This is a genomic window from Rathayibacter caricis DSM 15933, from assembly GCF_003044275.1.
Taxonomy (GTDB): Bacteria; Actinomycetota; Actinomycetes; order Actinomycetales; family Microbacteriaceae; genus Rathayibacter; species Rathayibacter caricis.
In genome coordinates this window covers 340,494-367,087 of sequence record NZ_PZPL01000001.1, presented here as the reverse complement: position 1 = coordinate 367,087, position 26,594 = coordinate 340,494, and the positions used below count along the sequence as shown (strand labels likewise).

Sequence of the window (26,594 nt, the reverse complement as noted above, 5' to 3'; positions counted from 1 at the left end):
CGCGCCCGCCCGCGGCCCACATCCAGATGGTCACTACTCTCCTCGCACGGGGCTGAAGCGGACCGTCGCCGGCGCGGATGCGCACGAGCGGCTGAGGAGAGGACTACGGATGAGTCGAACGGAACGATCGGGGCCGGCTGATCGTCGGAGGGGCGGCCTCCGGGCGGCGGTCACCGCGGCGACGGGCTGCGCGCTCGTCGGCGGACTGCTCGGCGGGGGAGCCCTGGCGCTGCCCGCGGCGGCGGCGGGCGACCCTCCGCGGACCACGCTCGACAACACCCTGCTGCACGGCGGAGCGACCAACGGGGGCGTCACGACCGTCTCGGCCTGGCTGCGCGCGGGCGAGGTGCTGCAGGTCGACCTGCATCCGCTGAAGGGCGGCTCGGGGTCGGGCGAGGGGGAGAGCGGCGGAGGGACCGCGGCGGTCACCGCGCCCGACGGCACCGTGCTCGACGCGCAGGTGTTCCCGCGCGGGGCGCCGCCGAGCACCGCCGCGGGCGGATCCTTCGTCGCCGACGCGACCGGCGTCTTCCGGGTGAGCGTGACCGACGACGACGTGACCGCGCCGGTCAACCTCGTCTGGAGCATCGGCGTCTCGTCGGCTGAGGGGGAGGCGATCGCGGGCCGGGTCTGGTCGACGTCCTACGGGATCCAGTCCGGAGCGCGCGAGAGTTATCCGCGCGCCGAGGACCGGCGCTCCACTTTCACGCTGCACGCCGTCACCGAGACGGGGGCGCGCTACGACATGACGCTGCGCGACTACGACGGAGTCGCGTCCACGCTCCAGGCGACGAACAAGGGCAACGTGCGGGTCGGCTCCTCCGATCCCTCCTACCTCTCGGTGCCGATGCCGCAGTCGACCGAGGCGGGAGGTATCGGAGAGCAGTACCTCCAGCCGTCGGGCCGCACGGGAGTCGACGGACTGCAGACGTACAAGCTGTTCCTCGATCCTCCCTCGGCCGATCTGCCCGCCTCGATCGCGCCCGCCTACGCCGCGCCCACCATCGCCGACCTCGCCTACCGGCGCTCCGGCTCGGGTTCGAACGCCGGCTCGCTGACCGGAGTGCTCGGCACCCAGCCCGGCACGGTCGGAGTCGACATCGACGCCGACGGCGACGGCCGCTGGGACGGCGAGCGCGACGTCCACCTGACCGAGATCGTCGCCGCGCCCGGGCCCTTCGCCGTCGCATGGGACGGCCTGGACGGCCGCGGCGACGCCGTCGACACGACCGACCCCGACGTCCGGTTCCGGGCCGCGATCGGCCGTACCAACGAGTTCCACTTCACCCGGGTCGACGCCGAGACCTCGGTCGGCGGCGTATCGATCGTGCGCTCCACCGGCGGCGGCGGCGATCCCGCGGCGATCCACTGGGACGACTCGCTGCTCGAGGAATCGAACTCCGAGCGCTACTCCGTCACCTCGCGCGTCTCCTCCGGCGCCGAGGGGGTCGACTCGAGCGCAGGGGTGCACCGCTGGCGCAGCGACGACACCGACCAGGACCGGACGCCCAACGCGAACGACTCCGTGCACGGGTCCTACGGGGACCTGCGCGCCATCGACGACTGGGCCTACGGAGCCGACGGGACGTCCGCCGAGGCGGGCCTCGGGGCGCTGGCCCCGCACGTCACGATCGGCAAGACCTCGTCGGTCGCCTCGGACGCGCCGCTGACCCCCGGAGCCCGGGTGCCCTACCGGGTGACCCTGACCTCCGACGGCACCGGCGACGCGGTGGACGCCTCGGCCGTGGACTTCCTCGACGAGGGGGTGCTCGACGACGCCGATCTGGACGAGGCCTCGATCCGCACCTCGCACGGCTCGGCGGCGGTCGATCCCGCGACCGGGCGGATCACCTGGGCGGCGGGGACCCTGCCGGTGGGCACGGTCGCGGAGCTCCTCTTCGACGTCGTCCTCCACGTCGGCGGAGACGGGGACCGCTCGCTCGTCAACACGGCCTGCCTCGCATCGGCGCCCTTCCAGCCCTCCGAGTCGACCGTCGGCACCGATGCGAACCCCTGCGCGACGGTGCCGCACACGGTGGGCGAGGCCCGGCTGTGGCTCCGCAAGACGGCCTCGCAGCCGTCGGCCGAGCACGGCGGCGCGGCGGGCTTCGACGTCGTCGTGGGCAACTCCGGCACCGTCGACGCGTCCGGAGTGACGGTCACCGACGTGCCTGCTCTCGAACACCTCCTGGACGCGACGATCGAGGACGGCGCCGGAGGAGTGCAGCCCGCGACCGAGCCGGTCACGGGACTCAGCATCCCGGCGGGCGGGCAGGTCGCCCTGCACGTCAGCGGCCGGGTGGCCGACGGCTACGACGCGCTCACGGTGCGCAACCGCGCGACGATCACCGAGCAGCCGACCGGCTTCGAGCCTCCCCTCGTCGAGAACGCCTGCGCCGACGAGCCCACCGCCTCCTGCGCCGAGATCCCGGTGCCGCCCCTCGAGGGCCGGCTCGAGATCGTCAAGACCGCCCTGACCGGGACGGTCGCGCACGGCGGTCGGGCCGGCTTCGAGATCGCGGTCCGCAACACGGGCGATCGACCGGCCGGAGGATTCACGGTCGTCGACCTGCCGACGCTCGCGCACCTCTCCGACGTGACGATCTCGCAGGACGGCGGCCCGGAGTCGGGGGACCTGTCGGTCGAGGGCCTGAACCTCGCTCCGGGAGCGACGACCGTGTTCCGCGTCACCGGCACCGTCGCGGACGGCGTCGACGCGTGGACGATCCCGAACCGCGCCTCGATCGACGATCTGCCCGAGGGCTTCGCGCCCACCGTCGTGGGCAACCCGTGCGCCGATGACACCGCGGCGTCCTGCGCCGAGGTGGTCGTGCCGCCGATCGGGGTGGTCCCCACGGTGATCGCGACCACCGCGACCCTCGCGTCGACCGGTGTCGCCGGTGGAGCGGGCGTGCTCGGCGCGGGGACGCTGCTGCTGGCCGGCGGCGGCCTGCTGCTGGTCCGACGCCTCCGTCCGAGGTCCGGCCGCGCCTGACGCGACCGCGGGTCCCCGCTGCCGACCGGCGCGGGGACCCGCACCCTCTTCCTCTCAGACCGCCCCGTCTCCAGCGGGCCCCGACCCAGAAGGCGCTGTCCATGACGTCCCCCTCCGATCTCCCGCTCCACGTCACGGAGCGCTTCGCCCTGCCCGGCGGACTCACCGGTGTCAGCACCTGGTCGGCTCCGGACCCCGAGCGCCTGGAGCAGCTGCTGCGGACCCGCGCCGGCCACCCGCACCCCGACCGCGAGCCGCCCCGGCGGCTCCACCTCGTCCCCGCCTCCCTCGTCCTGATCGAGGAGTCGCGCGGCGGTGTGCTCCACCGCCTCGACCCGCGGCAGGAGGCGCGCACCGACGTCCGCTGGGCGCGGGCGCTCCGCCGCTCGCGCCGACCCGCGTGGCTCCGCCGTCTCGTCGGGCCCGCGGACCTGCCGGACCCGGGATCCCCTCGATCCCTCGGCCGCCGGACGGAGCGGGCGGAGGGGATCGGCCCGTGACGGTCCGCACCCTCGCCGCGGTCGCGGAGCGCGACGGGCGCACGTGGCTCGTGCGCATCCCCGAGCTCGGCACCGCGGTGCGGGCGTCCACCGTCAGCGAGGTGGACACCGTGGCCCGCGCGGCGGCCGCCCTGCTCCTCGACCTCCCGGAGTCGGAGATCGAGGTCCTGTCGACCGTGCGCGTCACCCCGCAGGCAGGCCCGCGCGAGCCGGTCTCCCCGAACGGGCCGCCGCGCCCGTGACGGGGCGCGCAGGAGGGCGGGCCCCGTCCTCGGATCAGCCCTTCACGGCTCCGGAGGTCATGCCAGCGACGATCTGGCGGTTGAAGAAGATGTACATCACCAGCGGCGGGATCGTGATGAGCAGCACGTCCATGAAGAGCAGGTTCCACGACGACACCGACTGCGACGAGAAGTTGTACAGCGTCAGCTGCACGGTGGCGTTCTCGTCGCCCGGCAGGAAGTACAGGGCGTAGGTGAAGTCGTTGAACACGGTCACCGCCTGCACCACGATCACCGTCACGATCACGGGCTTCAGCAGCGGCAGCACCACCGTGAAGAACAGGCGGAACGGTCCGGCTCCGTCGATCGTCGCGGCCTCGTCGAGCTCGCGCGGGATCGTCGAGACGAAGGCGCGGAACAGGAGGATGCAGAACGAGAGGCCGAAGGCCACGTGCACGGCGATCAGGCCGGGCAGTGTCTTGAAGAGCTCGAGGCCCTGCAGCACCCAGATCGTCGGCACGACCGCCGGAGGGATGATCAGGCCTGCGAGCACGAACCCGTTGACGAGCGGGTTCCACCTCGACCGGCGGCGCTGGAGAACGTAGCCGACCATCGCGGCCAGGACCACCATGATCGCGACCGACACGATCGTCAGCACCGCGCTGTTCACGAACGCCCGCAGCAGCACGAAGTTCCGCGCCGAGACGACCTCCTGCAGGTTCTCGACGAAGTTCCACTGCGTCGGCAGCGTGAAGCCGAGCAGCGACGCCTCCTGCTGCGTCTTGGACGCGGTCAGCACGATGAAGAGGAAGGGCACGATGAAGACGATCACGGCGAGGACGATCGCGGTGATGCCGCCGCCCCAGCGCCAGAGGCGCGAGCCGCGGCCGACGCCGCGCTGCCGCACCTTCGCGGCCGGAGGATCGAGAGGGGTCGTCGAGAGCGGAGTGGGGGTGATCGGTGTCGCGGTCACAGCTCCTTGTCCTTCCGGTTGAGCCAGGCCGAGAGCGGGAAGATCAGCGCCGCCACGACGAGGAAGAGGATCACGTTGCCGGCGGTCGAGAGACCGTAGAAGCCCGCCTGGTACTGCTTGTAGATGACCGACGCGACCACGTCGCTCGTGAAGCCCGGCCCGCCCTTCGTCATCGCCCAGATCAGATCGAACGAGCGCAGCCCGCCGATGAGCGAGAGGAGGATCACGGTGACCGTGGCGGGACGCAGCAGCGGCAGAGTGATGTGCCGGAAGTTGTGCCAGGCGCCGGCGCCGTCGACGCGGGCCGCCTCGAAGTAGTCCTGCGGGATCGCGACGATGCCCGCGATGTAGATGAGCGTCGCGAGTCCGACGCCCTTCCAGACGTCGACCAGGGCGACCGAGAACAGGGCCCACTGCGGATCCGTCAGCCAGCCGGGGCCGGCCACTCCGAGCGCTGCCAGCCCCTGGTTCACGACGCCGTCGAACGGGTCCAGGAGCACCTTGAAGGTGATGCCGATGCCGATCGTCGACACCAGCACCGGGAAGAACACGACGCTGCGCAGGAATCCGCGGCCGATGATCTGCGAGCTGAGCAGCAGGCCCAGCAGCATCCCGAGGACGATCTTGAGCCCCGAGGTGATCGCCGCGTAGACGAACGTGTTGACGAACCCGGTCGTGAGCGCCGGGTCCTGGAAGAACGCGACGAAGTTGTCGAAGCCGATGAAGGTCGAGTCGAACAGCGTCCAGCGCGTGAGCGAGAAGTAGAGGGAGGCCGCGGTCGGCACGAGGAACAACACCACGTAGAAGACGCCGGCGGGCAGGTAGAACCAGGTCGGGTACGGGCTCTTCATGGCCCTGCGCCGCGCGGGCTTCTCGGGGGCTGGTGCGCTCGCCGGAGTGGGGCGCTCCTGCGTCAGTGCGGTCATCGGATCTCCGTCGATCGGGCGGGAAGGGGGAGGGGCGGCGCGACGTGCGCCGCCCCCGGGGTGCGGGGCCGGAGCCCCGCCGGTCACCAGCCCTCGAGGCCGAGCTGCTGGGCCTGCTTGGTCACGTCGTCGTCGTACTGCTGGGCGCCCTCGGCGGCCGAGGTGATCCCGGAGCCGACGGCCACGGTGATCTGCTCGAGCGCAGGTCCCTTGATGGGCGAGAGGAACTCCAGCGCGGGCGCCGTGTCCCCGCTGTCGAAGTAGGGCTGCATGTCCGAGATCATCGCGGGGACGTCCTCGGGGAGGTCGCAGCCGTCGATGACGTACGGGCCCTGCACGACGGTCTGCTCGCTCTGGATGTCGCAGCTCTCGGGCGAGACGAGGAACGCGAGGAAGTCCTTCGCCGCCTCGAGCTTCTCGCCCTCGACGGTCTTCGAGACGTAGACCGCGCCGGGCTGCCAGACGGTGAGCGGGTTCGAGTCCGCCGACTCGCCGGGGAGGGGGAACGTGCCGACCGTCTGCGCCGCGTCGGGGTAGTTGGCAACGAGGGGCTGCGACGCGAACGTCAGCATCGGGTACTGCGCTCCCTCGCCGGTGGCGACCATCCGCACGCCGTCGTCGTAGGTCGCCGAGGCGAAGTCCTCGTTGAACAGCCCGGCCTCGCCGGCCTCCTGCAGGTGCTCGAAACCGGCCAGAGCGGGCTGGTCGACGTACTTCGCGTCGCCGGCCGTGTACTCGTCGGCCCAGTCCGGGTTCTCGGCGAGGACGTTGGCGAAGTCGCCGAGGACCATGAGCTGCGAGGTCCAGGTGTCGCCGTAGGTCTGCACGATCGGGGCGACGTCGCCGGCGGCCTTGATCGCCTCGCTGTTCGCGAGGAACTCGTCCCACGTCGTCGGGACCGAGAGGCCGAGCTCGGCGTACACGTCCTTGTTGTAGAGCACCGCGCCGCCGAAGGACTGGCCCAGCGGAGCGCCGTAGAAGCCGGACTCGGTCGAGACGACGCGCTGGAAGTCCTCGGTCAGCGAGTCCTTCCACTCGACGTCCGAGAGGTCGGCGAGGTTCTGGTCCGGGTTCAGCGCCTGGAACAGCGATCCGGAGTTGTAGCCGAACAGGTCGGCCATCTCGCCCGTGGCCAGGCGGGTCTTGACGACGTTGTCGCCCTCGCTGCCGGCGGGGCGGGTCTCGACCTCGATCGTGACGTCGGGGTTCACCTCCTTGTAGGCGGTGACCAGGGCGTCCATCTGGGCGCCGGCGAGCTCCGTGTTGTCGATGAGGATCGACAGCGTCGATCCGTCGGCGGAATCGCCGCCGCCGGTGCTGCAGCCGGTGAGCGCGAGAGCGAGCGCCGCTCCTCCTGCGCCGAGGGCGAGCACTGCTCGCCGGTTCTGTCGGGTCGACATCCTTTACCTCCATGTAAAGACAACTTCGTTGTTGCGGGGTGCCCTGCGGCGGTCGGCCGCAGTGGCCGGAGGGCCGTCCGGCGGGCCGCGCAGGGAGAACATACGTCGGCGCCGTGAAACGTGTCAATCGATCTACACGAATTCGTGGACCGATCTACAGAATCGTGCTCCGCGCGTTACAGTGGCGTTCGCGGCGTCGCTCCCGAAGCCGTCCGGCGGAGGACCGCCGAGCATCACGACGAGGGGACCGCGATGAGCGCGACCGACGGACGACCCCGCGGACCGGCCACCATCCAGGACGTCGCGCTGCGTGCCGGAGTCTCGCGGGCAGCGGTCTCGAAGGTCATCCGCAACGCCTACGGAGTGAGCCCCGCCATGCGCGAGCGAGTCGCCGCGGCGATCGACGAGCTCGGCTACCGGCCCAGCGTCGCCGCCAGGGCCATGCGCGGTGCCAGCTTCACCATCGGCGTCGAGGTGCCCCAGCTCGACAACTCCTTCTTCAACCGCATCGTCACGGGTGCCGCCGCCGCGCTCGACGGCAGCCGCTACCAGCTGATCGTCGCCCCGGCCCAGAGCGACTCCCGCGAGGGCTTCCGGGCGATCGAGGCGCTCGTCGACCGCCAGGTCGACGGCCTGATCGCCGTCTCGCCGATGGTCGAGCCGTCGTGGCTCGAGAAGCTCGCCCTGCACACCCCGATCGTCATGCTCGGCCGGCACGACGACTCCGTCGGCTACGACACCGTCACCAACGACGACGTCTCCGGCACCGATCAGCTGATGGACCACCTGCTCGGACTCGGCCACCGGCGCATCGCGCACCTGACCGTGAGCGAGGACATCGTCCGCCGCGTCCTCGGCGCTCCGCACGCCGTCCGTCTCGCCCGGTACGAGGAGCGGATGCGGGCAGCGGGACTCGAGCCGGAGGTCGTCCATCTGGGGCCCGGCCAGGACGACGCCTACGCCCGCTCGCTCGAGCTGTTCCGCTCTCCAGATCGTCCGACCGCGCTGTTCGCGGGCAACGACGCTCTCGCGCTCGACGCCCTCTGGGCTCGCGCCGACGCCGGCCTGTCGGCCGAGCAGCTCTCGATCGTCGGCTACGACGACATCGAGGTCGCCGCCCATCCGGGCATCTCCCTGACGACGATCGACCAGTCCGGCGAGGACCTCGGCGAGCGGGCCGTCCGGCTGCTCCTCGAGCGTCTGGCCGGACGGACGGAGCCGACGCACTTCGAGGTGGAGCCGGTGCTGCGCGCCCGCTCCTCCTCCGCCCCGCTCGTCGGCGCGACCGACGACCCCACCACCACAGAAGGACGACGATGACCGACTGGACCGCCCGCTTCGCAGCCCCCGACGACGCCCTCGACGGCGCGCCCCTCCTCCGCCGCGAGACCGCGCTCGAGACCGGCCACGGTGCCGTCGTCTCGGCCGTCCTCCGGCTGTCGGCGCTCGGGATCGTCGAGGCCTGGATCGACGGCGTCCCCGTCTCGGACGAGCTCTTCACGCCCGGCTGGACCAGCTACGAGTGGCGCCTGCGCTACTCCGAGCACGACGTCACCGCCCTGATCGGCACCGACTCCGTGACCCTCGGCCTCGCCCTGGGCGACGGCTGGTACCGGGGTCGCCTGACCTGGGGCGAGGGAGCCGCGCCCTACGGCGACGAGATCGCGGGCTTCGCCGAGCTGCGCCTCCGCTTCGCCGACGGGTTCGAGCAGATCGTCGCCACGGGCGAGGGCTGGAGGGCCGGCGCGGGCGCGACCACCGCCGACAGCATCTACGACGGCCAGGACATCGACGCCCGCCGCGAGCCGCACGGCTGGAACCGTCCGGGCTTCGACGACTCCGGCTGGTCGGGCGTGCACGAGCTCGACGTCGACCTGAGGCTCCTCGAGCCGTACCTCGCCCCGCCGGTCCGGCGCCTGCGCGAGGTCGCGCCCCAGCGGATCTGGACCAGCCCGTCCGGCCGAACCCTCGTCGACTTCGGCGAGAACCTCGTCGGCTGGCTGCGCGTCCGGGTGCAGGGTCCGGAGGGGACCGTCGTCACGGTGCGCCACGCGGAGGTCCTCGAGGACGACGAGCTGGGCGTGCGCCCGCTGCGCGAGGCGAAGGCGACCGACCGCTTCACGCTCTCGGGCGGCGAGGACGTGTTCGAGCCGACGCTGACGTTCCACGGCTTCCGCTACGCCGAGATCGACGGCTGGCCCGGCGCCCTCGAGCCCGGCGCCCTCGAGCCCGGCGCCCTCGCCGCGGTCGTCGCGAGCAGCGACCTGCGCCGCATCGGCACCTTCCGCAGCTCCGACGAGCTCGTGAATCAGCTGCACGACAACGTCTACCGCGGCATGGTCGGCAACTTCCTCGACGTCCCCACCGACTGCCCGCAGCGCGACGAGCGCCTGGGCTGGACCGGCGACATCGCCGCGTTCGCACCGACCGCCGTGTACCTCGCCGACGCGCAGGACTTCCTCCGCGACTGGCTGCGCGACCTCGCCCTCGAGCAGACCCATCACGACGGCGCCGTGCCGTTCGTCGTGCCGGACGTGCTCAAGCGCCGCGCCGCCGGCACGGACTTCCCGCCGATGGACTCCACCGCGCTCTGGAGCGACGCGGCCGCCTGGGTGCCGTGGGCCGTCTGGGAGGCCTACGGCGACCCGACCGTGCTCGAGGAGTCGTTCCCGTCGATGGCTTCGCACGCCCGCCGCGTCCGCTCGAAGCTCTCGGGCACCGACGTCTGGGACACCGGCTTCCAGTTCGGCGACTGGCTCGACCCCGACGCGGCACCCGACGACCCCGCCGACGCGAAGGCCGACACCGGAGTCGTCGCCACGGCCTGCGCGTACCGCACCGCCCGGATCGTCGCCGACAGCGCCGCGGTGCTGGGCCTCGAGGAGGAGCGGGCCGAGTTCGCCGAGCTGGCCGAGCGCCTGCGCACGGGTTTCCGCTCGCAGTACGTCGCCGACCGCCGGATCGTCAGCGACTGCACGACCGTCTACTCCCTCGCGATCGTCTTCGGCCTCCTCGACGACGACGAGCTCGGCTGGGCCGGCGACCGGCTCGAGGAGCTCGTGGCCGAGAGCGGCTACACGATCTCGACGGGCTTCGCCGGCACTCCGTTCATCACCGACGCCCTGTCGTCGACCGGTCACGTCGACGCCGCCTACCGCCTCCTCCTGCAGCGCGAGTGCCCGTCGTGGCTCTACCCCGTGACCATGGGTGCGACCACGATCTGGGAGCGCTGGGACTCGATGCTCCCCGACGGCACCATCAACCCCGGCGAGATGACGAGCTTCAACCACTACGCCCTGGGCGCCGTCGCCGACTGGCTGCACCGCGTCGTCGGCGGCCTCGCCCCGCTCGAGCCCGGCTACTCCCGCATCCTCGTCGCCCCCCAGCCCGGCGACCGGCTGCAGTGGGCGGAGTCGACCCTCGAGACCCCGCACGGCCTCGCCCGCGTGCGCTGGGACCGCACCGCCGAGGGCGTCCAGCTCGCCGTCACGGTCCCGGAGGGATCGACCGCGGTCGTCCGCTCGCCCGGCGCCGAGGACCGCGAGCTGGCGGCGGGGGAGCACGCGCTCATGCTGTAGCGGGTAGATGAAAGGCGATCAGAGTCTTTCTGCTGTTCTGTGAGCCGGAGTACCGGAGATTTCCCGTGTCGCACCGAGAGGCGAACACTTGGCCGACAGATGCCCTTTACGCTCGGACTCGTGAGCGCCGCAGCCAACTGGTACCCCGACCCGACCGATCCGTCGATACTCCGGTACTGGGACGGTGCCTCATGGACGGAGCACACCCACCCGGTGGCTCCGGTCACCGAGACGAACGCTGACCGGGAGCCGGTGTCCCGGCGTGAGAGCCGCCGCGCGGAGAAGCGAGCGGAGCAGAGCACCGCGGACTCCGCTGCCGATGCCTCTCCAGGCGTCGATGTCCCCTTCTTCGGGGCGAGGAAGAGGGCGAGGGAACTGGGGTCGCGCGTCGCCGAGCTCGAGGACGCTCTTGAGCGCTACGGAATCCTTGATCTCACCGAGCTCGACGCGGAGAAGAACCGTCGGCGCATGGAGATCGCCGAGGAGCAGAGCCGATGGCAGCAGGAACTCGAGTCGCGCTCGGCGCAGGAGGAGGCGCGAGCGGCTTCCGTGCGGGCCGCCCTTGCCGAAGTGGAGGCACAGCTCCTGGACCGCGGGCGTGAGCTCGACGGCGTCCTGTCGCAGATCGTCGGTGTCCGCCAGACGGCAGACATCCAGGAGCTCGGCCTGTACGACTACGAGCATCCGGCGGAGGCGTCGGCCGATCTCGCGACCCGGCTCGAGGGCGTGCGGTCCCGGATCAAAGCCGCGGTCAGGGACAAGACCGCCGCCCGCGCATCGAGCGGTTTCACCTTCAACGGCTCCGAAGCGCAGGGTCGACGCTTCGTGAGCGACATGACGAAGATCCTGCTGCGCGCGTACAACGCCGAAGCCGAGAACTGCGTCAAGACGGTCCGCGCAGGCAACCTCGCCGTCGCACAGGCTCGCCTGAGCAAGGCGGTCGAGATGATCGAGCGTCAGGGAAAGATGATCACGCTGACCATCGATCCCGACTACCACCACTTGCGGCTGACCGAGATCCAGCTCGCCAATCAGCATCTTCAGGCTCTCCAGCGGGAGAAGGAGATGGAGCGGGCCCGTCGGGAGGAGCTGCGAGAGCAGCGCAAGGCCGAGCAGGAACTGGCGCGAGAGCACGAGCGGCTCGACAAAGAGAAGGCGCACTACACGGCCACGCTCGCCGCGCTGGAAGCGAACGGGGACGCCGAGGGAGCCCAGCGTCTGCGTGCACGTATCGCGGATGTCGATCGAGCGCTGCACGACGTCGACTATCGCGCGGCCAACATCCGCGCGGGCTACGTCTACGTCATCTCCAATCGGGGTGCGTTCGGCGATCAGATGGTCAAGATCGGCATGACGAGGCGTCTCGAGCCGATGGACCGGGTGAACGAGCTGGGCGACGCCTCGGTGCCGTTCCGTTTCGACGTTCACGCCCTGTTCTTCGCCGACGACGCGGTCGGGGTCGAGTCGATGCTGCACCAGGTGTTCTCGGACAAGCGGGTGAATCGCATCAACCTCCGACGCGAGTTCTTCTACGTGACTCCTGAGGAGGTGCTTCTTGAGTTGAAGGCGCATGCGGTGGAGATCCTCGAGTTCCGAACCGAGGTAGCTTCCGAGGAGTACCTCGCGAGCGTCGCAGCCGGATCGGTCGGTTGAGCTAGGGGACCCGCCCGCTCGGTTCGGAGGGCGTGAGTGCCCTCGCTCGCCTCTCGACGGAGGTGGACTCCGGCCTCCGGATGTCGGGCCCGGCGGGTCAGCTTTCCGCAACGTAGGTGCGGATGAGGGAGGCGAAGCGCCCCTGCGGCACGTCCGATCCCCTCAACATCAGGCGGAGGCCGGGCGCTCCTGCGAGCCGGTGCAGCGCGAGCGCGGCGTCCCGGCGAGCTCCGGGGGCGGCGGCGTCGCCTATGTGCCAGCCGCCGAGGGCATCGGCGTCGTGAGCCTCCCTGATGAGGAGCAGTGTGAAGAGGTCCGCCAGGTCCTTCTGCGATCGGCGCGACTCGTACGCGAGCGCCTTGACGATCAGCGCCCGCTCCACTCCGGGCACTCGAGTGGCGAACCGCAGGGGAGCGCCCGCGAGGAGGACCGCCGTGACATCGAGGGCGATCGTGCCGCTCAACGCGAGGTGCAGTCCGGGCGCACCATCGAATCCGCGTCCTCCGTACTCCGCCTTCTCGAACCCGCCGCCGGTCGCCGGTACCAGGACGTCGATCTCACGCTCGCCCAGGATGTAGTGGTTGCCCGCCGTCGACGTGTATCCACGAGACGTCAGACTCGCGTGAAGCGCTCCCGATGCCGCGATGACGGGCGAGACGGCGGCATCCGCGTCGACTGTCCGGCGCGTGGTCGTCGACGGACTCGGAAAGGCGGCGGACAGGAGCGCCACCATCTGACCGCCGACGATGCAGGCCTCCTCGAGATCGGCGATCGCGAGCGAGGCGTCGTGGAGGGCGAGAAAAGCTGCATCGTCGGCGCGCGACAGAGAAGGAAGCGCGACGGCTCTCATCGCGTCCACGACGTCATCGCCGTGCTCAGAAGGCGATCGACTGCCTCGGAGGAATCGGCACCACCGGTGGACCGGAGGTCCCAGGCGGCGACGAGGGGATCGACGGTCCGGCCGTCCGGGTACCACGCTGTCGCGGTGGCCCGGATCGTCCGGTCCGCCGGGATCGTGACGTGCAACGAGGCCTCGCGGGGATCGGTCCGGCCGAAGCCGGCTTCCTCGAGCGGAAGACTGTGATCGCAGTAGACCCGCGCTCGTCTCGGGATCCTCCACGGGGCGAGACGGTCGGCGGCCGTGTCACCGGAGAGCAGCACTGAGACGTCGGTGGTCGACGCGATCTCCCCCTGCTCCACGACCGGGCGGGGAGAGAACCAGAACTCGGAGAGCCCGCCCGGGCCCGGATAGTCGGCGAGGAAGCGCTCGACGAGCGACGTCGGGTCGTGCGCGAGCCATCCGCCCGAGGTCCTCCCGGCCAAAGCCGGGTCCGCCGCGAGGAGCTTCGAGATGCTCATCTGCGAGACGCCGCACTCCCCGGCGAGGGTCGTCTGCGATCTGGGCTCCCGAGTTCGCACGAGCGCCCGGTAGAGCGCGAAGCGCGCGTACGGCGCACGAGGGCTGATGCGGTGGGCCGGCTCCTCTCCGCGGGTGCTCCGCTCCTCTCCTCCGAGGATCACGACGCCGTCGTCGAGGCCGAAGAGGGCGAAGCGCGTGTCCTCGAGCGCCACGCGTCGGGCTGCCGCGTTCACGCGGGGTGTCACGAACCCCGTGACCGTGCCCGGGTCCGCCGACGCCCGGCGCGCCCGCATCTCGGACGGAGTAGGCGGACGAGAGCCGACGACGAGATGCACATGGATCACGTCACGGAAGGGCAGCGCTATCCGCAGGTGCCGGGCATCGGAGATGTCCGCTGCGATCCCCGTATCGAGGAGCAACTCGCTCAAAGACGATGGCCCTGCAGTGCTCACCTGCTCATTCTAAAACTCTACGAACCAATTGAGTGGAAAGGGTTTAGATATGCCAACCGGTGCTTCGCGAGCCACGTGAGTCGTGCAACCGAGTATGCATCTCGTGCAACAATGCACTTCATGACCGATAGTGCAACGACCACGCGCGCCCACCAGGTCGCCGAGCGGCGCGCACAGCTCGCCCGCCGGGCGCGCGAGCTCGCGGTCGAGCGCGGGCTGCACGGTTTCACCGTCGACGAGCTCTGCGACGACGTCGGGCTCTCGCGGCGCACCTTCTTCAACCACTTCCCCTCGAAGGAGCAGGCCGTGCTCGGCCGCCCCGAGGACGGACTCGAGGGCGAGGCGGCCCAGCGCTTCCTCGCGGGTGGCGGCCGGCCCGGGCGCCTGTCCGACGACCTGCTCGACGCGCTCGCCGACCTCGCGATCGAGCACTTCGAGGCCATCGGACTCACTCCCGAGCGCGCGCACGAGCTCTTCGCGCTGCTCGAGCGCGAGCCCAAGCTGCTCGCCGCGCTCCTCCAGGTCGGCAGCGAGCGCGACCGCCTGCTCGAGAGCCTGTCTGTCGAGCGCGAGGGCCTCGAGCCGGGCGATCCGCGACTCCGCCTGGCCGTCCAGCTCGTCGGCACCGTCGCACGCCTGGCCGTGGAGGAGGCGCTCACGTCCGAGTCCCCGGCCCCGTTCCCCGAGATCCTCCGCTCCCGCCTCGCCGAGGCCCGCGCCCTGTTCGCTCCCGCCGCCCCCGTCACCCCCGAAGAGGACCGATGACCACCGCCCCCGCCAAGCCGCTCCTGCTCACGCAGCGCAGGATCTGGATCATCTTCTCGGCGCTCATCGCCGGCATGCTGCTCTCGAGCCTCGACCAGACCATCGTCTCGACCGCGATGCCCACCATCGTGGGGCAGCTCGGCGGAGTCGAGCACCAGGCCTGGATCACCACGGCCTACCTCCTCGCCACCACGATCGTCATGCCGATCTACGGCAAGTTCGGCGATGTGCTCGGCCGGCGGAACCTGTTCCTGATCGCGATCGCGCTCTTCACGATCGCCTCCGTCGGCTGCGCGTTCGCGGGCGACTTCTGGAGCTTCGTGGTGTTCCGCGCCCTGCAGGGCCTCGGCGGCGGCGGGCTGATGATCCTGTCGCAGGCGATCATCGCCGACATCGTGCCGGCCAACGAGCGCGGCAAGTACCTCGGCCCGATCGGCGCCGTGTTCGGCCTCTCGGCCATCGCCGGCCCCCTGCTCGGCGGCCTGTTCGTCGACCACCTCACCTGGCAGTGGGCGTTCTACATCAACATCCCGGTCGGCATCGCCGCGTTCGCGATCGCCTGGTTCGCGCTCACCCTGCCCAGCAGGAAGGCGCAGAAGCGGATCGACATCCCCGGAGTCGTGCTGCTCTCGGCCGCGACCACGTTCCTCATCTTCTTCAGCGACTTCGGCGGCGACGCGCAGCACGGCTGGGGCGCTCCCGAGACCTGGCTCTTCGGCGCCGGCCTCGTGCTCTCGGTCGCCGGGTTCGTCTGGGTCGAGTCCCGCGCCGAGGATCCGATCATCCCGCTGAGCCTCTTCCGCAACCCGATCTTCCTCAACGCCACCGCGATCGGCCTGACCCTGGGCCTGGGCATGTTCGCGGCGATCGGATTCATCCCCACTTTCCTGCAGATGGCGTCCGGCACCTCCGCGGCCGCGTCGGGCCTGCTGATGCTGCCGATGATGGCGGGCCTGATGGGCACGTCGATCCTGTCCGGCATCGCAATCACGAAGACCGGCAAGTACAAGGTGTTCCCGATCGTCGGCACGATCCTCACCGCGATCGCGATGACCGCGATGACCACGCTCGCCGCCGAGACCCCGATCTGGCTGATCTGCGTCTACCTGTTCGTCTTCGGCGCCGGGCTCGGCCTGATCATGCAGGTCGTGGTCCTCGTCGTGCAGAACGCCGTCCCGGCCGAGCAGATCGGCACGGCGACCAGCACGAACAACTACTTCCGCGAGGTCGGCGCCGCCCTGGGTGTCGCGATCTTCGGCACGATCTTCACGAACTCGCTCACCGAGAAGCTGACCGCGGTCTTCGCGGGAGCCGGCGACTCCGCCGCGGGCGCCTCGGCCGCCACCCTCGACCCGCAGACGCTGAGCACCCTGCCCGACGAGGTCCGCGACGGAGTGGTGACCGCCTACGCCGACTCGCTCGCGCCGGTCTTCTGGTACCTCATCCCGTTCATTTTGCTGGCCCTCGTGCTCGCGATCTTCCTCAAGCAGATCCCGCTGTCGGATCAGGCCGGCATGGTCGCGCGCGGCGAGGCCGTCGGCGGCGAGGAGGCGGAGCGCCTGTTCCGCGAGGAGAGCGGAGCGGCCGCGGACGCGACTCCGACGGGCAGCGTCTCGACGCGCTAGCTCAGGCGGCGATCCCGTCTTCGTCGGGCGGTGTCGCCGCGTCCTCGAGGATCTCGCGCACGCTCACCGGAGCGGCGGGTCCGGCGAGCTCCGCCTCCAGGGCGAGCCGGGCCCGCTCGACGCCCGCGAGCAGCACCGCGAACGCCTCCTCGAGCGACTCGGTGTCGCGCAGCAGCACGCGCTCGCCGCTCGGATCGAGCCGGACGGTGCGGTGGACGGGGCGCCCCGGGTCGGTGTCGAGCGTGATGACGCCGACGACGGTGCCCGCGCGGCGGGCACGCGCGATCCAGCGGTTGGAGTGGGTGCGGAGCAGGATCATGGCCGGTGCCGTCCTCGGGTGACAGTGGTGCGCGGCAGGGGGAGTGGGTGGATCCTCTCCGAGCATCCTTTACGACGCCCCGCCGTGTCCTGTACTTGACAGCAGAGCGTCACCCCACGACCCGCCCGCGCGCTCCCGCTGCGACCCGCAGCGCCCGCACGAACTCGGGCACCACCGGGTTGCCGGTGTCCGCCACCAGCACCCCGATCTCGCGCATCGCCCTCGGATCGTCGATCGGGATCTCGCGCACTCCGTCGTCGATCGAGGACGGGCTCGCGGGCAGGATCGTCATCCCCAGCCCCGCTGCCGCCAGCCCGCGTGCGGCCCGGTAGTCGCCCACCTCGAACACCGGCTCCGGGTCGCGGCCGTCGTGGCGCAGGAGCCGCCGCGCCGACTCGTGCAGTCCGTAGCCGGCCGACAGCATGATCAGATCGAGCCCGCGCAGATCCTCCACCGTCACCGAGCGGCGCGAGGCGAGCGGATGGCGGTGGTGCACCACCGCGAGCAGCGGCTCGGTGTAGAGGGTGGTCGTGGTGGTGCCGGACAGGGTCGGCGGATCGGCGACGATCGCGAGCTCGGCCTCGCCGTCGGCCACCGCGCGAAGGCACAGCGCCCGCGACCCATGCCGGAGGCCGAAGCCCACTCGCGGCCAGCGACGGCGGAAGCGGCGGATCACGTCCGGCACGTAGCTCTCGCCGAGCAGCGTCTGGAAGGCGATCGAGATGCGCCCGTCCTCGAGCTCGCCGGCCTGGCGCACCTCGGCGAGCCCCGTGCGGATGACCGCCATCCCGTCCTGCGCCGCCTCGGCGAGCCGGCGCCCCGCCTCCGTCAGCACCACTCCGCGGCCCTCGCGGCGCACCAGCGGCGTGCGCACGAGCTCGGCGAGCCGCGCGAGCGAGCGGCTCGCCGTCGGCTGCGGCACTCCCAGCTCCTCGGCCGCGGCGGTGACGCTGCCGGTCTGGGCGACGGCCACGAGCACGGGCAGCAGCTTCAGGATCGCGGGCCAGACGGCGTCGTCGCTCATGTCCGAATCGTATAGGTCGGGCCGCGATCGCCATTGGTCATCCGTTCCGAGCCGATCTAGCCTCGCAGTCATGAGCACCGTCGAGCGTCCGCGAACGGCGGAGCGCACCGACCGCCGCATGACCCTCGCGCTCCTGGCCGCCGGAGTCGCCACCTTCGCCGAGCTCTACGCCGTGCAGAGCGTGCTCCCGCAGCTCGCTCGCGAGTTCGCGCTCACCCCGGCCGAGGCCGCGCTCACCGTCTCGGCCGCCACGCTCGGCCTCGCGCTGATGGTGCTGCCGTGGGCGTCGATCGCCGAGCGCATCGGCCGGCTCGAGTCGATGCGCATCGCCGTGCTCTCGTCGGTGGTCCTCGCGCTGCTCGCCTGCGTCGCGCCGTCCTTCGAGGTGCTGCTCGTGCTCCGCTTCCTCGGCGGAGCGGTCCTCGGGGCGGTGCCGGCCCTCGCCGTCGCCGCGATCCACGACCGGGTCGGCGGAGCGGTCGCCACGGCCGCCGCCGCGGCCTACGTCTCGGGGACCACGATCGGGGGAGCCGCGGGCCGCCTTATCGCCGGGCCCCTCGCTCCGCTGCTCGGCTGGCGCCCCGCGCTGCTCGTCGTGACGCTGGTCTGCGCCGCCGCCGCGCTCGCGTTCGCGCTCCTCGCCCCCCGAGGACCCTCGGCTCGGGCCGTCGCTCCGGAGCGGGGGAGCGGCTGGTCCAAGACCGTGCGCGTCCTGCGCGATCCGGTGCTGCTGGCGCTCGCCGTGCAGACCGTGCTCGTCGTCGGCGTGTTCGTCGCGGTCTACAACTACCTCGCCTTCCGCCTCGAGGCGCCGCCGTTCGCCCTCCCGCCCGCGCTGGCCTCACTGCTGTTCGCGACCTACCTGGCGGGCACGGTCTCCTCGCGCCTCGCCGGCCGCTGGGCTCCGCGCATCGGACCGCGCACGCTCATGCGCGTCGGCATCGCCGCCATGGTCGTCGGCCTCGCGGTGATGCTCTCGGACGTCGTCGCCGTCGTGATCGCCGGCCTCGTCGTGCTCACCGCCGGCTTCTTCGCCGTGCACGCGACCGGAGCGGCGTGGACCGGCGCGCGGGCGGCTCCGGCCCTGCGCGGTCACGCCGGCGCGGTCTACACGATCGCCTTCTACGTCGGCTCCGGAGTGGGCGGCTGGCTCCTCGGCCTCGTCGTCGAGGCGGGCGGCTGGCCGCTCTTCACCGCGGTGACGATCGCGCTGCTCCTCGTCGGCGCGGCCGTCGCGAGCCTCCCGTCGCGCGCGGCGGTCTCCCGCTGACGCTCGCTCCTCCGCCGCCCGTGGGGGAGGATGGGCGCGAACGCACGAGCCCGGGGGGACATGTGAGCGACGCACGCCGGACGCACGACACCGACGCGGGGACCGATCCGCGCTACCACGCCGCGTTCCAGCGCGGCTACGACGGTCCCGCTCCCGAGCGGGGCGCGAAGGCGGAGGAGCGGTTCCGCCGCCCGAGGCGCCGCGACACCGCCGCGACCCGCCCGCGCACCACCGCGCTCCCGACGTCGGAGCCGGTCCTCGACCCGATCCGCACGCTCGGCTTCGAGCGGCAGGCGGAGCGCACCTCGACGGCGCCGGAACCCCTCTCGTCCCTGCCGCAGGACGACTCCGATGAGCGGCCGACCGAGCCGGAGGAGAAGGCGTGGTCGGCCCTCGACTTCCGCGTTCCGCTCGTCCTCGCCGCGATGGGCGTCCTGTTCGTGGTGATCGGAGTCTCGGTCCTGTGGTCGGGGAGCTCGATGGTCTACTACTCCGACGGCAGTCCGACGGATCAGCTGATGATGCTCGTCGGGAGCTTCGTGCCCGGCCCGGCGATCACCGTCGGAACGCTGTCGCTGGGAGCCGCCGTGGCCGTGAAGGCCGTCCGCACGTGAGCCGGCGGCCTGTCTTCTGGCGCGGGCTCCTGCTCGCGTGGACGATCCTGCTCTGGCTGGTCGTCGCCGCCGTCCTCGCCGTGGCCGCGTCCCTCCCGACGAGCTACGAGTGGTCGAACGACGAGATCCCTCCGATCGCGATCCTGCAGAACGCCCTGCGGGTCGTCGCGCCGGCGGTGCTGACCGCCGCCTTCGCCCAGACCGCCGCGACCGTCGCCCTCTCCGTCGCCCGCACGAAGCGCCCCGCCCCCGTCCCCGCGGAGGAGGACGACCCCTGGCAGCAGGACGCCGTCCTCCTCACCCGCTGACCCCGCGCAACCGAGGGAACCCCGACCCGTCGAGGGAGCCCGCAGCAGCGGGACGTCTCGACGGTCCGGGGTTCCCTCGGTTGCAGCGCGCCCCTACTTCCCCAGCGCCGAGAACCGGAACAGGTACGTCGCGTCGAGCGTGTCCTCCAGACCCGTCACGCCCGACGCCGCCACGACCGTCTCGCGGCCCTGCAGCAGCGGGACGATCGGCGCGTCGGCCGCCGTCACGCGCTGCAGCTCCTGGATCGCGGCCGTGCGCGCCCCGAGGTCCGTGGCCGTCGCCTCCGTGTCGATCAGTGCGTCGACCTCGGCGCTCGTGTAGCCGTTCGCGACCGAGGATCCGGTCGACGAGTACGCCGCGCGGAGGAAGTTGTCGGGGTCCGGGTAGTCCGGGAAGAAGCCGAGCTGGTACGCGGGGTAACCCGACTCGGGCACCAGCTCGGTGACGTAGCTGGTCCACTCCGTCGACTGCAGGTCGACCGTGAACAGCCCGGATTCCTCGAGCTGCGACTTCACCAGCGCGTACTCCTGGGCCGAGTCGGGCCCGTAGTGGTCGCTCGTGTACTGGATCGGCAGGGCGACGGGCACCGGCACCCCGGCGGCGGCGAGCAGCGCGGCGGCGGCGTCTGGGTCGGGAGTCGCTCCGTAGGCGTCGGCGAACGCCTCCGTCGCGCCGGTCTGCCCGTCGAGCACGACCGAGTAGGCGGGTGCGTAGGTGCCGCGGTAGACCTGCTCCGCCAGCTCCTCGCGGTCGACGAGCGACGCGACCGCCTGGCGGATCGCGAGCTTCTGCTCCGGAGTGCCGCCCGGCTGCGTGGTCACGTTGAAGGTGAGGAAGCGCACCGAGCCGCCCGGGCCGTCGACGACCTGAAGATCGGAGTCGTCGCGCAGGTCCTCGACGTCGGTCGCGGTGAGCGAGCGATAGGCCACGTCCACCCCGCCGTTCTCGACGTCCAGGCGCAGGTTCGTCGACGAGGTGTACGGCTTCAGCACGACCTGCGAGGTCACGGGAGCATCGCCCGAGTAGGCCTCGTTCGCCGCGAGCAGCAGAAGTCCGCCGTCCTCGTAGCTCTCGACCGCGTAGGGGCCCGAGCCGATCACGTCGGCGTCCTCCAGCAGCTCGTCGGCGGGGTACACCTCCTCGTCCACGATCGGACCGGCCATGCTCGAGAGCACGTACGACCAGGTCTGGTCGTCCGGCACCGCGAGCGTGAACACCACGTCCTCGCCGTCCTGCGCCACCGACTCCATGTTCGCGAGCAGAGGGGAGGGCCCGTTGTCGGCCGCGATGTCGACCACGCGCTGGAACGAGAAGACGACGTCCGACGCGGTCAGCTCGTCGCCGTTCGAGAAGGTCAGCCCGGGCGCGATCGAGCAGCGGTACGTCGTCGGGTCGTCGAACCCGCACTCCTCCGCGGCCTCCGGAACCGGCGTGGTGTCGCCGTCCTCGTAGCTCAGCAGGTGCTGGTAGATCTGGTTCTGCGGAGTGAAACTGCCGCGGTCCCAGGCGCCGGCCGGGTCGAGCGAGACGATCGAGTCGGTCGTGCCGATCACGAGGCGGTCGGAGGAGCCGCCGCCGTCGCTCGCGCCGGTGCAGGCGGCGAGGAGGGCGGTCGTGCCGAGCAGGGCGAGGGCGCCGAGTGCGCGGGAGGAGTGCATGCTGCTGCTTTCGTCGGAGGGAAGGGGAGGGGCGGACTCAGCCGAGCCGGAAGCGGGCCAGCGGCTCGCCCCCGTCGACCAGATCGGCGAGCAGGTCGCCGAGGACCGGCCCGAACTTGAAGCCGTGGCCCGAGAAGCCGGTGGCGAGCGCCACCCGCCCGATCCGGTCGATCACGAAGTCCTCGGTGGGGGTGGTGTCGTAGAGGCAGCTGATCGCCTCGGCGCTCGCCGCGTCGACGCCGGGCAGCCACTCCTCGAGGTAGGCGACGAGGCGCGCGTGCCGCTCGGGCTCGGGGCGGAAGTCGCGGTGGTCGGGGTCGACGACGCGTCCGGTGCCGTGCTCGCCGACCTTCACGCCGACTCCGGGGGTCGCGAGTCCGTAGATCACGGGCCGGTCGCCGCGGTGGTGCACGAAGCTCGGCCACGCGTCCAGCGGCAGCTCCGTCGTGACGTGCACGGGCTGCTCCTGGGTCACGCGCAGCGGAGGAAGGTGCCGGCCCGCCGCCTCGACCAGTCCGCCCACGAGTGCCGGGGTCCACGATCCGCCCGCCACGACGACGGCGTCGGCGGTGAGCGGGCCCTCGTCGGTGACGACCCGCACGCCTCCGTCGCGTTCCTCGATGCTCTGCACGCCCGCGCGCTCGCGGACGATCGCGCCGTGCGCTTCGGCCGACGCCAGCAGCGCCTCGATCGCGGCGGTCGCGTCGAGCCGCCCGCCCTCGGGGTGCAGCAGCACGTCGGTCTCGAAGCGGAGTCCCGGCCAGCGGCGCGAGGCCTCGGCGGCGTCGAGGCGCTCCACCGCGATCCCGTCGCGCACGAACGCGTCCTCGATCTCGCGCAGGGCGTCGGCGTCGCCGTGGTCGATCGCTCCCGTCGCGGTGAGGAGGCTCCGCCCGCTCTCGCGCTCGAGCCGGGCCCATTCGCGGGCGGCGCGGCCGGTGAGGGCGCGGTAGTCGTCCTGCGGGTAGCCCCGGCGGAAGATGCGCGTCGCGCCGTGGGAGGAGCCGCGGTCGTGGCCGCGCTCGAAGCGCTCGAACACGATCACGCGGTCGCCGCGCTCGGCGAGGGAGCGGGCGGCGGCGGCTCCGACCAGCCCCGCGCCCACGACGACGACGTCGCGGCCGCTCATCGCGCCTCCTCCGCGTCGACCTCGCGCCGCGGCGGCATCGCGGCGAGCACGGCGGCCTCGTCGGCGAAGGGCTGCGGAGCGAAGCGGCCGGGCGCGTACCGGCTCGCGTCGCCGAGGCTGCTGCGGCCCTCGAGCACGAGCTCGGCGACGAGACGGCCGAGGCCGGGCCCGTGCGTCACTCCGCTCTCGTTGTCGCCCGCGGCGACGAACAGCCCGGGCAGCTCGGGGATCGGGCCGGCGAGGAAGCGCCGATCGGCGGTGTAGGAGACGACGCCCTGGGTCCACTCGGTGTCGCGCACCGCGTCGGCGGAGGAGGGGAGCAGGCGGGCGAGGATCGGCGCGAGGTGCGCGTCCATCCGCTCGATCAGGTCGGTGCGCTGCGGGCGGCGGTCGGCCGCGGCCTCGCCGAGCGCCTCGTAGCCGACGCCGTTGCCGTAGGTGAGGCCGCCGAGGTGCTCACGCACCCAGAGGCCGTCGAGCTCGGGCAGCATCAGCGTGGGCAGCGGAGGGAGTCCGAAGGGCCGCGTAGTCAGCCGGCTCGCGACGACCCGCGCCAGCGGCAGCCGCCGGCCGAGCGGGGCGAGGAGCGCGTTCGTCCACGACCCCGCGGCGAGCACGACCGCGTCGGCGCCGAGGACCCGACCGTCGGCCGTGCGCACCCCGCTCGCGCGCCCGTCCGCCGCGACGACCTCGGCGACGGCGGTGTGCTCGATCACCTCGACCCCCGCGGCGCGGGCGGCGGCGACGAGCGCGAGCCCCGCATCCGGAGCGCTGATCTGGATGCCGCCGGGGTGCACGAAGCCGCCCGCGACGGCCGCCGGGTCGAGACCGGGCACGAGCTCGGCCGCCTCGTCGGGCGAGAGCGACCGCGCCCCCTCGGGGCGCAGCGGATGCGCGGCGAGGGGTCCGAGGTGGTCGCGGACCCCCTCCTCCGTCACGGCGAGCCAGGCGCTGCCGGTCTCGCGCAGGTGGATCGGCCCGGCGAGCCCGCGGTAGAAGTCGATGCCGTACTGCTCGAGGTCGCGCTCGGACTCGTTCCAGTACCAGGCGTAGCCCGCGGCCCAGAGGCCGACGAAGCCGGCCCCCGCGGCGGTGGTGCCGTGCGCCGCGGCTCCGGAGTCGACCAGCACGACCCGCGCCCCCGCTCGCGCGAGGTGCAGCGCGGTGGCGGTCCCGAACAGACCGGCCCCGACGACGATGCAATCCCTACTCATGCTAGGTAGTGAAGCAGCCCGCCCGGCCGGGGTCGAATCGATGTGACTCCCGGTGTCAGCCCTGCCGCGCCTTCAGCCGCGGGTTCTGCTTGTTGATCACGAACACCCGGCCGCGGCGCCGCACGATCTGCGAGCCGGGCTGGTCCTTGAGGTTCTTGAGCGAATTGCGGACCTTCATGCGTTCCTCCGTGTTGTCGATGTTAATGAGAACAGTTCTCGATAGTAGGGTATGCCCGTCCGGTGCCGACCGGGCCAGGAGGAGGACCCATGCCAGCCGAGCGCTCCGTCGTCTCGATCGTCAGCGACGGTGACCCGGAGCGGCGCCGCCGCATCGCCGCGCTGCTCGCCCTGCGTCTCGAGGGCCACGTCGTCGAGAACGACCGTCAGCTCGAGCCCGTGGAGGCGGCCGCGTTCGTGCACTTCTGCGGACCGGGCACCACCTCCGATCACGCCCCGCTCGAGCAGCTCGCCGCCCTGCTCGAGGACGGCTGCGGGCCGCTCTGCCTCGGGCACGTGGTGACGGTGGTCGAGCCGGCCGCCCTCTGGGTCGCGGTGCGGACCGCGGACGACTTCTCGGGCCCCGAGCCCGGCGTGACCGCCGTCGAGCGGCTCGTCGAGCAGCTCGAGTGGAGCACGCTCGTCGTCGTCGCGGGTCCGGCGGAGGGGCAGCGGGCCGCCCACGAGGCCGGTCTCGCCCTGATCGCCCTCCTCGCCCCCTCCGCGTCGGCCGTCTCGCTCGCCGCGCTCACCGCCGGCCGCGTCGTGCCGCCTCCGGTGCCGGTCGAGGCGCTCCGGCGCGTGCGGCGCGCGCCCGGCTGGATCGGCGAGCTCGGCGGGCGCCGGGCCCTGCGCCTCTCGTCGGAGGTGCCGCTCGGCACCGTCGTCTTCCGCGACCCGCGGCCGTTCCACCCGGGCCGCCTCGGCGCGCTCGTCGAGCAGTTCCCGCAGCGGGTCGGCGACGTCGTGCGCTCGCGCGGCTTCGTCACCCTCGCCACCCGCGCCGAGCGCGCCCTGTCGTGGTCGAGCGTGGGGGAGGTGCTCGGCCTCTCGCCGACCCCCGCCGACCTCGACCTCTCGGAGGTCGTCACCGGGCAGGAGCTGGTGCTCTACGGCCTCTCGCTCGAGACGCGGCGGGTCACGTCGGCGCTCGCGGAGTGCCTGCTGACCCCGTCCGAGCTGCTGGCGGGGCCGCGGGCGTGGGCCCGCTACTCCGACCCGTTCCCGACGGGGGACTGATCGCTGCGTCTGGGTAGAGTCGAGCGCGCATCCGCTGTTCGAGGAAGGGGCCGCTCATGACCGACCTCGTGGTCGCCGACCTCGCCGCTGTCGTGTACTCGTCGGGCAAGGTCTTCGACGGCCTGTCCACTGGACGTCTCGACACCGAGAACTTCCTGCGGTCGGGCGATCTGACGGGCGTCACCTCGCGCTCGGACCTCGCGCTGCTGGAGGATCTCCGCGACGCGTCGCAGTTCATCATCGACACCCGCGACCGACCGATCGATGCGGCGTACGTCCGCGACGTGAACGCGCAGCTCACCCGCAGCGCCGCGCTGCATCCCGGGCGGTTCCGCCGCGACGACGACAGGATCGGTGTCAGCACGCCGTTCGGCCGGCACGAGCCCGCGGCCCCCGACCTCGTCGGAGTGCAGCGGATCGTCGATCGGGCCCTGGCGGAGCCCGACGCGTCCGAGCAGGCGCTGGACCTGTTCGTGCACCTGGCGAAAGCCCAGCCGTTCATGGACGGGAACAAGAGGACCGCGATCCTCGTGGCCAACGCTCTGGTGATCCGCGAGCAACCGCCCCGCACGCTCACGGTTCCCGTGGACGAGCAGGACCCGACGGCGGCGCGCCGCTTCACCGAGCTGCTCGCGCGGGCCTACGTCTTCGACGAGCACGACGGCATCAAGCACCTGCTTCGCGAGCAGGGCTTCGCGCCCGTCGCTCCACACGGGTCGAACCGCTCCTCGTCCTGACGGGCCGCTACGCCGGCCGCACCAGGAAGTCGACCAGCCGCCGCACCGATGCCGGCACGCTCTGCCGCCGGCCGACCGTCGGCAGGACGATCGCGCCGAGGATCGCGTAGCCGATCTCGTCGACCGGGGTGTCCTCGGGCAGCTGACCGGCGCGCACCGCGCTCGCGAACCGCTCCGACAGCGTCTGGTCGACGCCGAACGCGTCGATGAGCCGCTCGCCGACCGCGGCGTCCTCGGACCCGGCCGCGACGAGCGAGCGGATGAGGGTCGTGCCCTGCTCGGTCGCCGCGAGCTCCAGGATCGGTGTCAGCCAGTCCTCCAGGTCGCGGCGCAGGTCGCCCGTGTCGGCGATCTCGATCTCGATCGCGACGAGGCGGCCGTCGATCATGCAGTCGGCGATCAGCGCCCCGCGCGAGGGCCACCAGCGGTAGACCGTCTGCTTCGAGACACCCGCCTCCTTGGCGATGCCCTCCATCGTGAGGTGGTCCCAGCCCTGCTGAGCGAAGAGCCGCGCCGTCGCCTCGAGGACCGATTCGCGCGCCGCGACGCTGCGGACCGGGCCGCTCCGATGCTCCGTCATGTTCTCAGGCTACTCCCATTGCCTAGACGAGACGTACCGTATGATCTAGCGCGTCC

The 26,594-nt window shown here is 72.1% G+C and carries 25 protein-coding genes; 13 read left to right on the top strand and 12 right to left on the bottom strand.

The annotated features are described in order from the left end of the window. The first annotated feature begins 109 nt into the window (after positions 1 to 109). The 3 genes from C1I63_RS01730 to C1I63_RS01720 all read left to right on the top strand — a co-directional run bounded on the left by C1I63_RS01730 (position 110) and on the right by C1I63_RS01720 (position 3,737). On the top strand, positions 110 to 2,995 hold the full coding sequence (locus tag C1I63_RS01730; protein ID WP_107573532.1) for a DUF7927 domain-containing protein: 2,886 nt from the start codon (positions 110 to 112) through the stop codon (positions 2,993 to 2,995). A 101-nt stretch (positions 2,996 to 3,096) separates the two neighbouring features. Further along, positions 3,097 to 3,495: a hypothetical protein gene (locus C1I63_RS01725; RefSeq protein WP_055790168.1), complete on the top strand. Its 399-nt coding sequence runs from the start codon at positions 3,097 to 3,099 to the stop codon at positions 3,493 to 3,495. Further along, positions 3,492 to 3,737 (top strand): hypothetical protein, encoded by a 246-nt coding sequence (locus tag C1I63_RS01720; RefSeq protein ID WP_107573531.1) that lies wholly within the window; start codon positions 3,492 to 3,494, stop codon positions 3,735 to 3,737. The genes C1I63_RS01725 and C1I63_RS01720 overlap by 4 nt, the downstream gene beginning before the upstream one ends. A 34-nt stretch (positions 3,738 to 3,771) precedes the next feature. Here C1I63_RS01720 and C1I63_RS01715 read toward each other — a convergent pair whose 3' ends face one another. The 3 genes from C1I63_RS01715 to C1I63_RS01705 form a co-directional block, all read right to left on the bottom strand. Further along, on the bottom strand, positions 3,772 to 4,569 hold the full coding sequence (locus C1I63_RS01715; protein WP_235576995.1) for a carbohydrate ABC transporter permease: 798 nt from the start codon (positions 4,567 to 4,569) through the stop codon (positions 3,772 to 3,774). A 116-nt stretch (positions 4,570 to 4,685) separates the two neighbouring features. Further along, the gene (locus C1I63_RS01710; RefSeq protein WP_107573530.1) at positions 4,686 to 5,615 is read right to left on the bottom strand and encodes a carbohydrate ABC transporter permease; all 930 of its coding nucleotides are present in this window, start codon (positions 5,613 to 5,615) and stop codon (positions 4,686 to 4,688) included. A gap of 83 nt (positions 5,616 to 5,698) precedes the next feature. Continuing rightward, entirely contained in the window at positions 5,699 to 7,015 is a 1,317-nt protein-coding gene (locus tag C1I63_RS01705) for an ABC transporter substrate-binding protein (RefSeq protein ID WP_055790175.1), read from the bottom strand. 252 nt (positions 7,016 to 7,267) lie between these two features. Between C1I63_RS01705 and C1I63_RS01700 the strand changes: the two genes are divergently transcribed. The 3 genes from C1I63_RS01700 to C1I63_RS01690 all read left to right on the top strand — a co-directional run bounded on the left by C1I63_RS01700 (position 7,268) and on the right by C1I63_RS01690 (position 12,246). Then, the gene (locus C1I63_RS01700) at positions 7,268 to 8,335 is read left to right on the top strand and encodes a LacI family DNA-binding transcriptional regulator (RefSeq protein ID WP_107573529.1); all 1,068 of its coding nucleotides are present in this window, start codon (positions 7,268 to 7,270) and stop codon (positions 8,333 to 8,335) included. Next, entirely contained in the window at positions 8,332 to 10,593 is a 2,262-nt protein-coding gene (locus tag C1I63_RS01695) for an alpha-L-rhamnosidase (RefSeq protein WP_107573528.1), read from the top strand. Before C1I63_RS01700 ends, C1I63_RS01695 begins: the two co-directional genes overlap by 4 nt. Positions 10,594 to 10,713: 120 nt before the next feature. Continuing rightward, on the top strand, positions 10,714 to 12,246 hold the full coding sequence (locus tag C1I63_RS01690; RefSeq protein ID WP_107575686.1) for an SNIPE associated domain-containing protein: 1,533 nt from the start codon (positions 10,714 to 10,716) through the stop codon (positions 12,244 to 12,246). Positions 12,247 to 12,343: 97 nt separating this feature from the next. On the opposite strand, the gene C1I63_RS01685 is transcribed toward C1I63_RS01690, so the two are convergent. After that, on the bottom strand, positions 12,344 to 13,105 hold the full coding sequence (locus C1I63_RS01685; protein ID WP_107573527.1) for a hypothetical protein: 762 nt from the start codon (positions 13,103 to 13,105) through the stop codon (positions 12,344 to 12,346). Beyond that, positions 13,093 to 13,839: a hypothetical protein gene (locus C1I63_RS01680; protein ID WP_146168335.1), complete on the bottom strand. Its 747-nt coding sequence runs from the start codon at positions 13,837 to 13,839 to the stop codon at positions 13,093 to 13,095. Before C1I63_RS01680 ends, C1I63_RS01685 begins: the two co-directional genes overlap by 13 nt. A gap of 339 nt (positions 13,840 to 14,178) precedes the next feature. Between C1I63_RS01680 and C1I63_RS01675 the strand changes: the two genes are divergently transcribed. Beyond that, positions 14,179 to 14,823, top strand: coding sequence for a TetR/AcrR family transcriptional regulator (locus tag C1I63_RS01675; protein ID WP_170116289.1), 645 nt, complete (start codon positions 14,179 to 14,181; stop codon positions 14,821 to 14,823). Beyond that, entirely contained in the window at positions 14,820 to 16,448 is a 1,629-nt protein-coding gene (locus C1I63_RS01670) for an MDR family MFS transporter (RefSeq protein ID WP_107573524.1), read from the top strand. Before C1I63_RS01675 ends, C1I63_RS01670 begins: the two co-directional genes overlap by 4 nt. A 1-nt stretch (position 16,449) precedes the next feature. On the opposite strand, the gene C1I63_RS01665 is transcribed toward C1I63_RS01670, so the two are convergent. Together C1I63_RS01665 and C1I63_RS01660 are read right to left on the bottom strand one after the other, a co-directional pair. Continuing rightward, positions 16,450 to 16,767 carry a hypothetical protein gene (locus C1I63_RS01665; RefSeq protein ID WP_107573523.1) on the bottom strand — a complete coding sequence of 106 codons (318 nt, stop codon included), beginning with the start codon at positions 16,765 to 16,767 and terminating at the stop codon, positions 16,450 to 16,452. Between the two features lie 109 nt (positions 16,768 to 16,876). Continuing rightward, positions 16,877 to 17,791, bottom strand: coding sequence for a LysR family transcriptional regulator (locus C1I63_RS01660; protein WP_170116288.1), 915 nt, complete (start codon positions 17,789 to 17,791; stop codon positions 16,877 to 16,879). Between the two features lie 70 nt (positions 17,792 to 17,861). On the opposite strand from C1I63_RS01660, the gene C1I63_RS01655 reads away from it, so the two are divergent. From C1I63_RS01655 to C1I63_RS01645, 3 genes are all read left to right on the top strand, one after another. Continuing rightward, positions 17,862 to 19,061 carry an MFS transporter gene (locus tag C1I63_RS01655; RefSeq protein ID WP_170116287.1) on the top strand — a complete coding sequence of 400 codons (1,200 nt, stop codon included), beginning with the start codon at positions 17,862 to 17,864 and terminating at the stop codon, positions 19,059 to 19,061. A 62-nt stretch (positions 19,062 to 19,123) separates the two neighbouring features. Beyond that, positions 19,124 to 19,675 carry a hypothetical protein gene (locus tag C1I63_RS01650; RefSeq protein WP_107573521.1) on the top strand — a complete coding sequence of 184 codons (552 nt, stop codon included), beginning with the start codon at positions 19,124 to 19,126 and terminating at the stop codon, positions 19,673 to 19,675. Then, a complete protein-coding gene (locus C1I63_RS01645; RefSeq protein ID WP_107573520.1) occupies positions 19,672 to 19,983 on the top strand; it encodes a hypothetical protein in 312 nt (103 codons plus the stop codon). Before C1I63_RS01650 ends, C1I63_RS01645 begins: the two co-directional genes overlap by 4 nt. 93 nt (positions 19,984 to 20,076) lie before the next feature. Here C1I63_RS01645 and C1I63_RS01640 read toward each other — a convergent pair whose 3' ends face one another. Genes C1I63_RS01640 through ykgO form a run of 4 tightly spaced genes read right to left on the bottom strand, consistent with a single transcriptional unit; the run spans position 20,077 to position 24,163 of the window. Continuing rightward, entirely contained in the window at positions 20,077 to 21,642 is a 1,566-nt protein-coding gene (locus C1I63_RS01640) for an ABC transporter substrate-binding protein (protein ID WP_107573519.1), read from the bottom strand. A gap of 37 nt (positions 21,643 to 21,679) precedes the next feature. Continuing rightward, positions 21,680 to 22,771 carry an FAD-dependent oxidoreductase gene (locus C1I63_RS01635; protein WP_107573518.1) on the bottom strand — a complete coding sequence of 364 codons (1,092 nt, stop codon included), beginning with the start codon at positions 22,769 to 22,771 and terminating at the stop codon, positions 21,680 to 21,682. Beyond that, complete coding sequence (locus tag C1I63_RS01630) at positions 22,768 to 23,985, bottom strand: NAD(P)/FAD-dependent oxidoreductase (RefSeq protein ID WP_107573517.1); 1,218 nt, start codon at positions 23,983 to 23,985, stop codon at positions 22,768 to 22,770. The genes C1I63_RS01635 and C1I63_RS01630 overlap by 4 nt, the downstream gene beginning before the upstream one ends. 55 nt (positions 23,986 to 24,040) lie before the next feature. Further along, the gene (gene ykgO, locus C1I63_RS01625; protein WP_055790224.1) at positions 24,041 to 24,163 is read right to left on the bottom strand and encodes a type B 50S ribosomal protein L36; all 123 of its coding nucleotides are present in this window, start codon (positions 24,161 to 24,163) and stop codon (positions 24,041 to 24,043) included. 89 nt (positions 24,164 to 24,252) lie between these two features. Between ykgO and C1I63_RS01620 the strand changes: the two genes are divergently transcribed. Next, complete coding sequence (locus tag C1I63_RS01620; protein WP_107573516.1) at positions 24,253 to 25,221, top strand: CobW family GTP-binding protein; 969 nt, start codon at positions 24,253 to 24,255, stop codon at positions 25,219 to 25,221. 56 nt (positions 25,222 to 25,277) lie between these two features. Then, positions 25,278 to 25,958 (top strand): Fic family protein, encoded by a 681-nt coding sequence (locus C1I63_RS01615; RefSeq protein ID WP_107573515.1) that lies wholly within the window; start codon positions 25,278 to 25,280, stop codon positions 25,956 to 25,958. A 7-nt stretch (positions 25,959 to 25,965) separates the two neighbouring features. Here the strand turns inward: C1I63_RS01615 and C1I63_RS01610 are convergent, their stop codons facing one another. After that, positions 25,966 to 26,538: a TetR/AcrR family transcriptional regulator gene (locus C1I63_RS01610; protein WP_055790232.1), complete on the bottom strand. Its 573-nt coding sequence runs from the start codon at positions 26,536 to 26,538 to the stop codon at positions 25,966 to 25,968. Positions 26,539 to 26,594 lie beyond the last annotated feature (56 nt).

Excerpts from the sequence above, each read along its gene's own strand:
- C1I63_RS01730 (WP_107573532.1), top strand. The coding sequence starts at position 110 with ATGAGTCGAACGGAACGATCGGGGCCGGCTGATCGTCGGAGGGGCGGC.
- C1I63_RS01725 (WP_055790168.1), top strand. The coding sequence starts at position 3,097 with ATGACGTCCCCCTCCGATCTCCCGCTCCACGTCACGGAGCGCTTCGCC.
- C1I63_RS01710 (WP_107573530.1), bottom strand. The coding sequence starts at position 5,615 with ATGACCGCACTGACGCAGGAGCGCCCCACTCCGGCGAGCGCACCAGCC.
- C1I63_RS01705 (WP_055790175.1), bottom strand. The coding sequence starts at position 7,015 with ATGTCGACCCGACAGAACCGGCGAGCAGTGCTCGCCCTCGGCGCAGGA.
- C1I63_RS01700 (WP_107573529.1), top strand. The coding sequence starts at position 7,268 with ATGAGCGCGACCGACGGACGACCCCGCGGACCGGCCACCATCCAGGAC.
- C1I63_RS01695 (WP_107573528.1), top strand. The coding sequence starts at position 8,332 with ATGACCGACTGGACCGCCCGCTTCGCAGCCCCCGACGACGCCCTCGAC.
- C1I63_RS01675 (WP_170116289.1), top strand. The coding sequence starts at position 14,179 with ATGACCGATAGTGCAACGACCACGCGCGCCCACCAGGTCGCCGAGCGG.
- C1I63_RS01670 (WP_107573524.1), top strand. The coding sequence starts at position 14,820 with ATGACCACCGCCCCCGCCAAGCCGCTCCTGCTCACGCAGCGCAGGATC.
- C1I63_RS01665 (WP_107573523.1), bottom strand. The coding sequence starts at position 16,767 with ATGATCCTGCTCCGCACCCACTCCAACCGCTGGATCGCGCGTGCCCGC.
- C1I63_RS01660 (WP_170116288.1), bottom strand. The coding sequence starts at position 17,791 with ATGAGCGACGACGCCGTCTGGCCCGCGATCCTGAAGCTGCTGCCCGTG.
- C1I63_RS01655 (WP_170116287.1), top strand. The coding sequence starts at position 17,862 with ATGAGCACCGTCGAGCGTCCGCGAACGGCGGAGCGCACCGACCGCCGC.
- C1I63_RS01640 (WP_107573519.1), bottom strand. The coding sequence starts at position 21,642 with ATGCACTCCTCCCGCGCACTCGGCGCCCTCGCCCTGCTCGGCACGACC.
- C1I63_RS01635 (WP_107573518.1), bottom strand. The coding sequence starts at position 22,771 with ATGAGCGGCCGCGACGTCGTCGTCGTGGGCGCGGGGCTGGTCGGAGCC.
- C1I63_RS01630 (WP_107573517.1), bottom strand. The coding sequence starts at position 23,985 with ATGAGTAGGGATTGCATCGTCGTCGGGGCCGGTCTGTTCGGGACCGCC.
- ykgO (WP_055790224.1), bottom strand. The coding sequence starts at position 24,163 with ATGAAGGTCCGCAATTCGCTCAAGAACCTCAAGGACCAGCCCGGCTCG.
- C1I63_RS01620 (WP_107573516.1), top strand. The coding sequence starts at position 24,253 with ATGCCAGCCGAGCGCTCCGTCGTCTCGATCGTCAGCGACGGTGACCCG.
- C1I63_RS01615 (WP_107573515.1), top strand. The coding sequence starts at position 25,278 with ATGACCGACCTCGTGGTCGCCGACCTCGCCGCTGTCGTGTACTCGTCG.
- C1I63_RS01610 (WP_055790232.1), bottom strand. The coding sequence starts at position 26,538 with ATGACGGAGCATCGGAGCGGCCCGGTCCGCAGCGTCGCGGCGCGCGAA.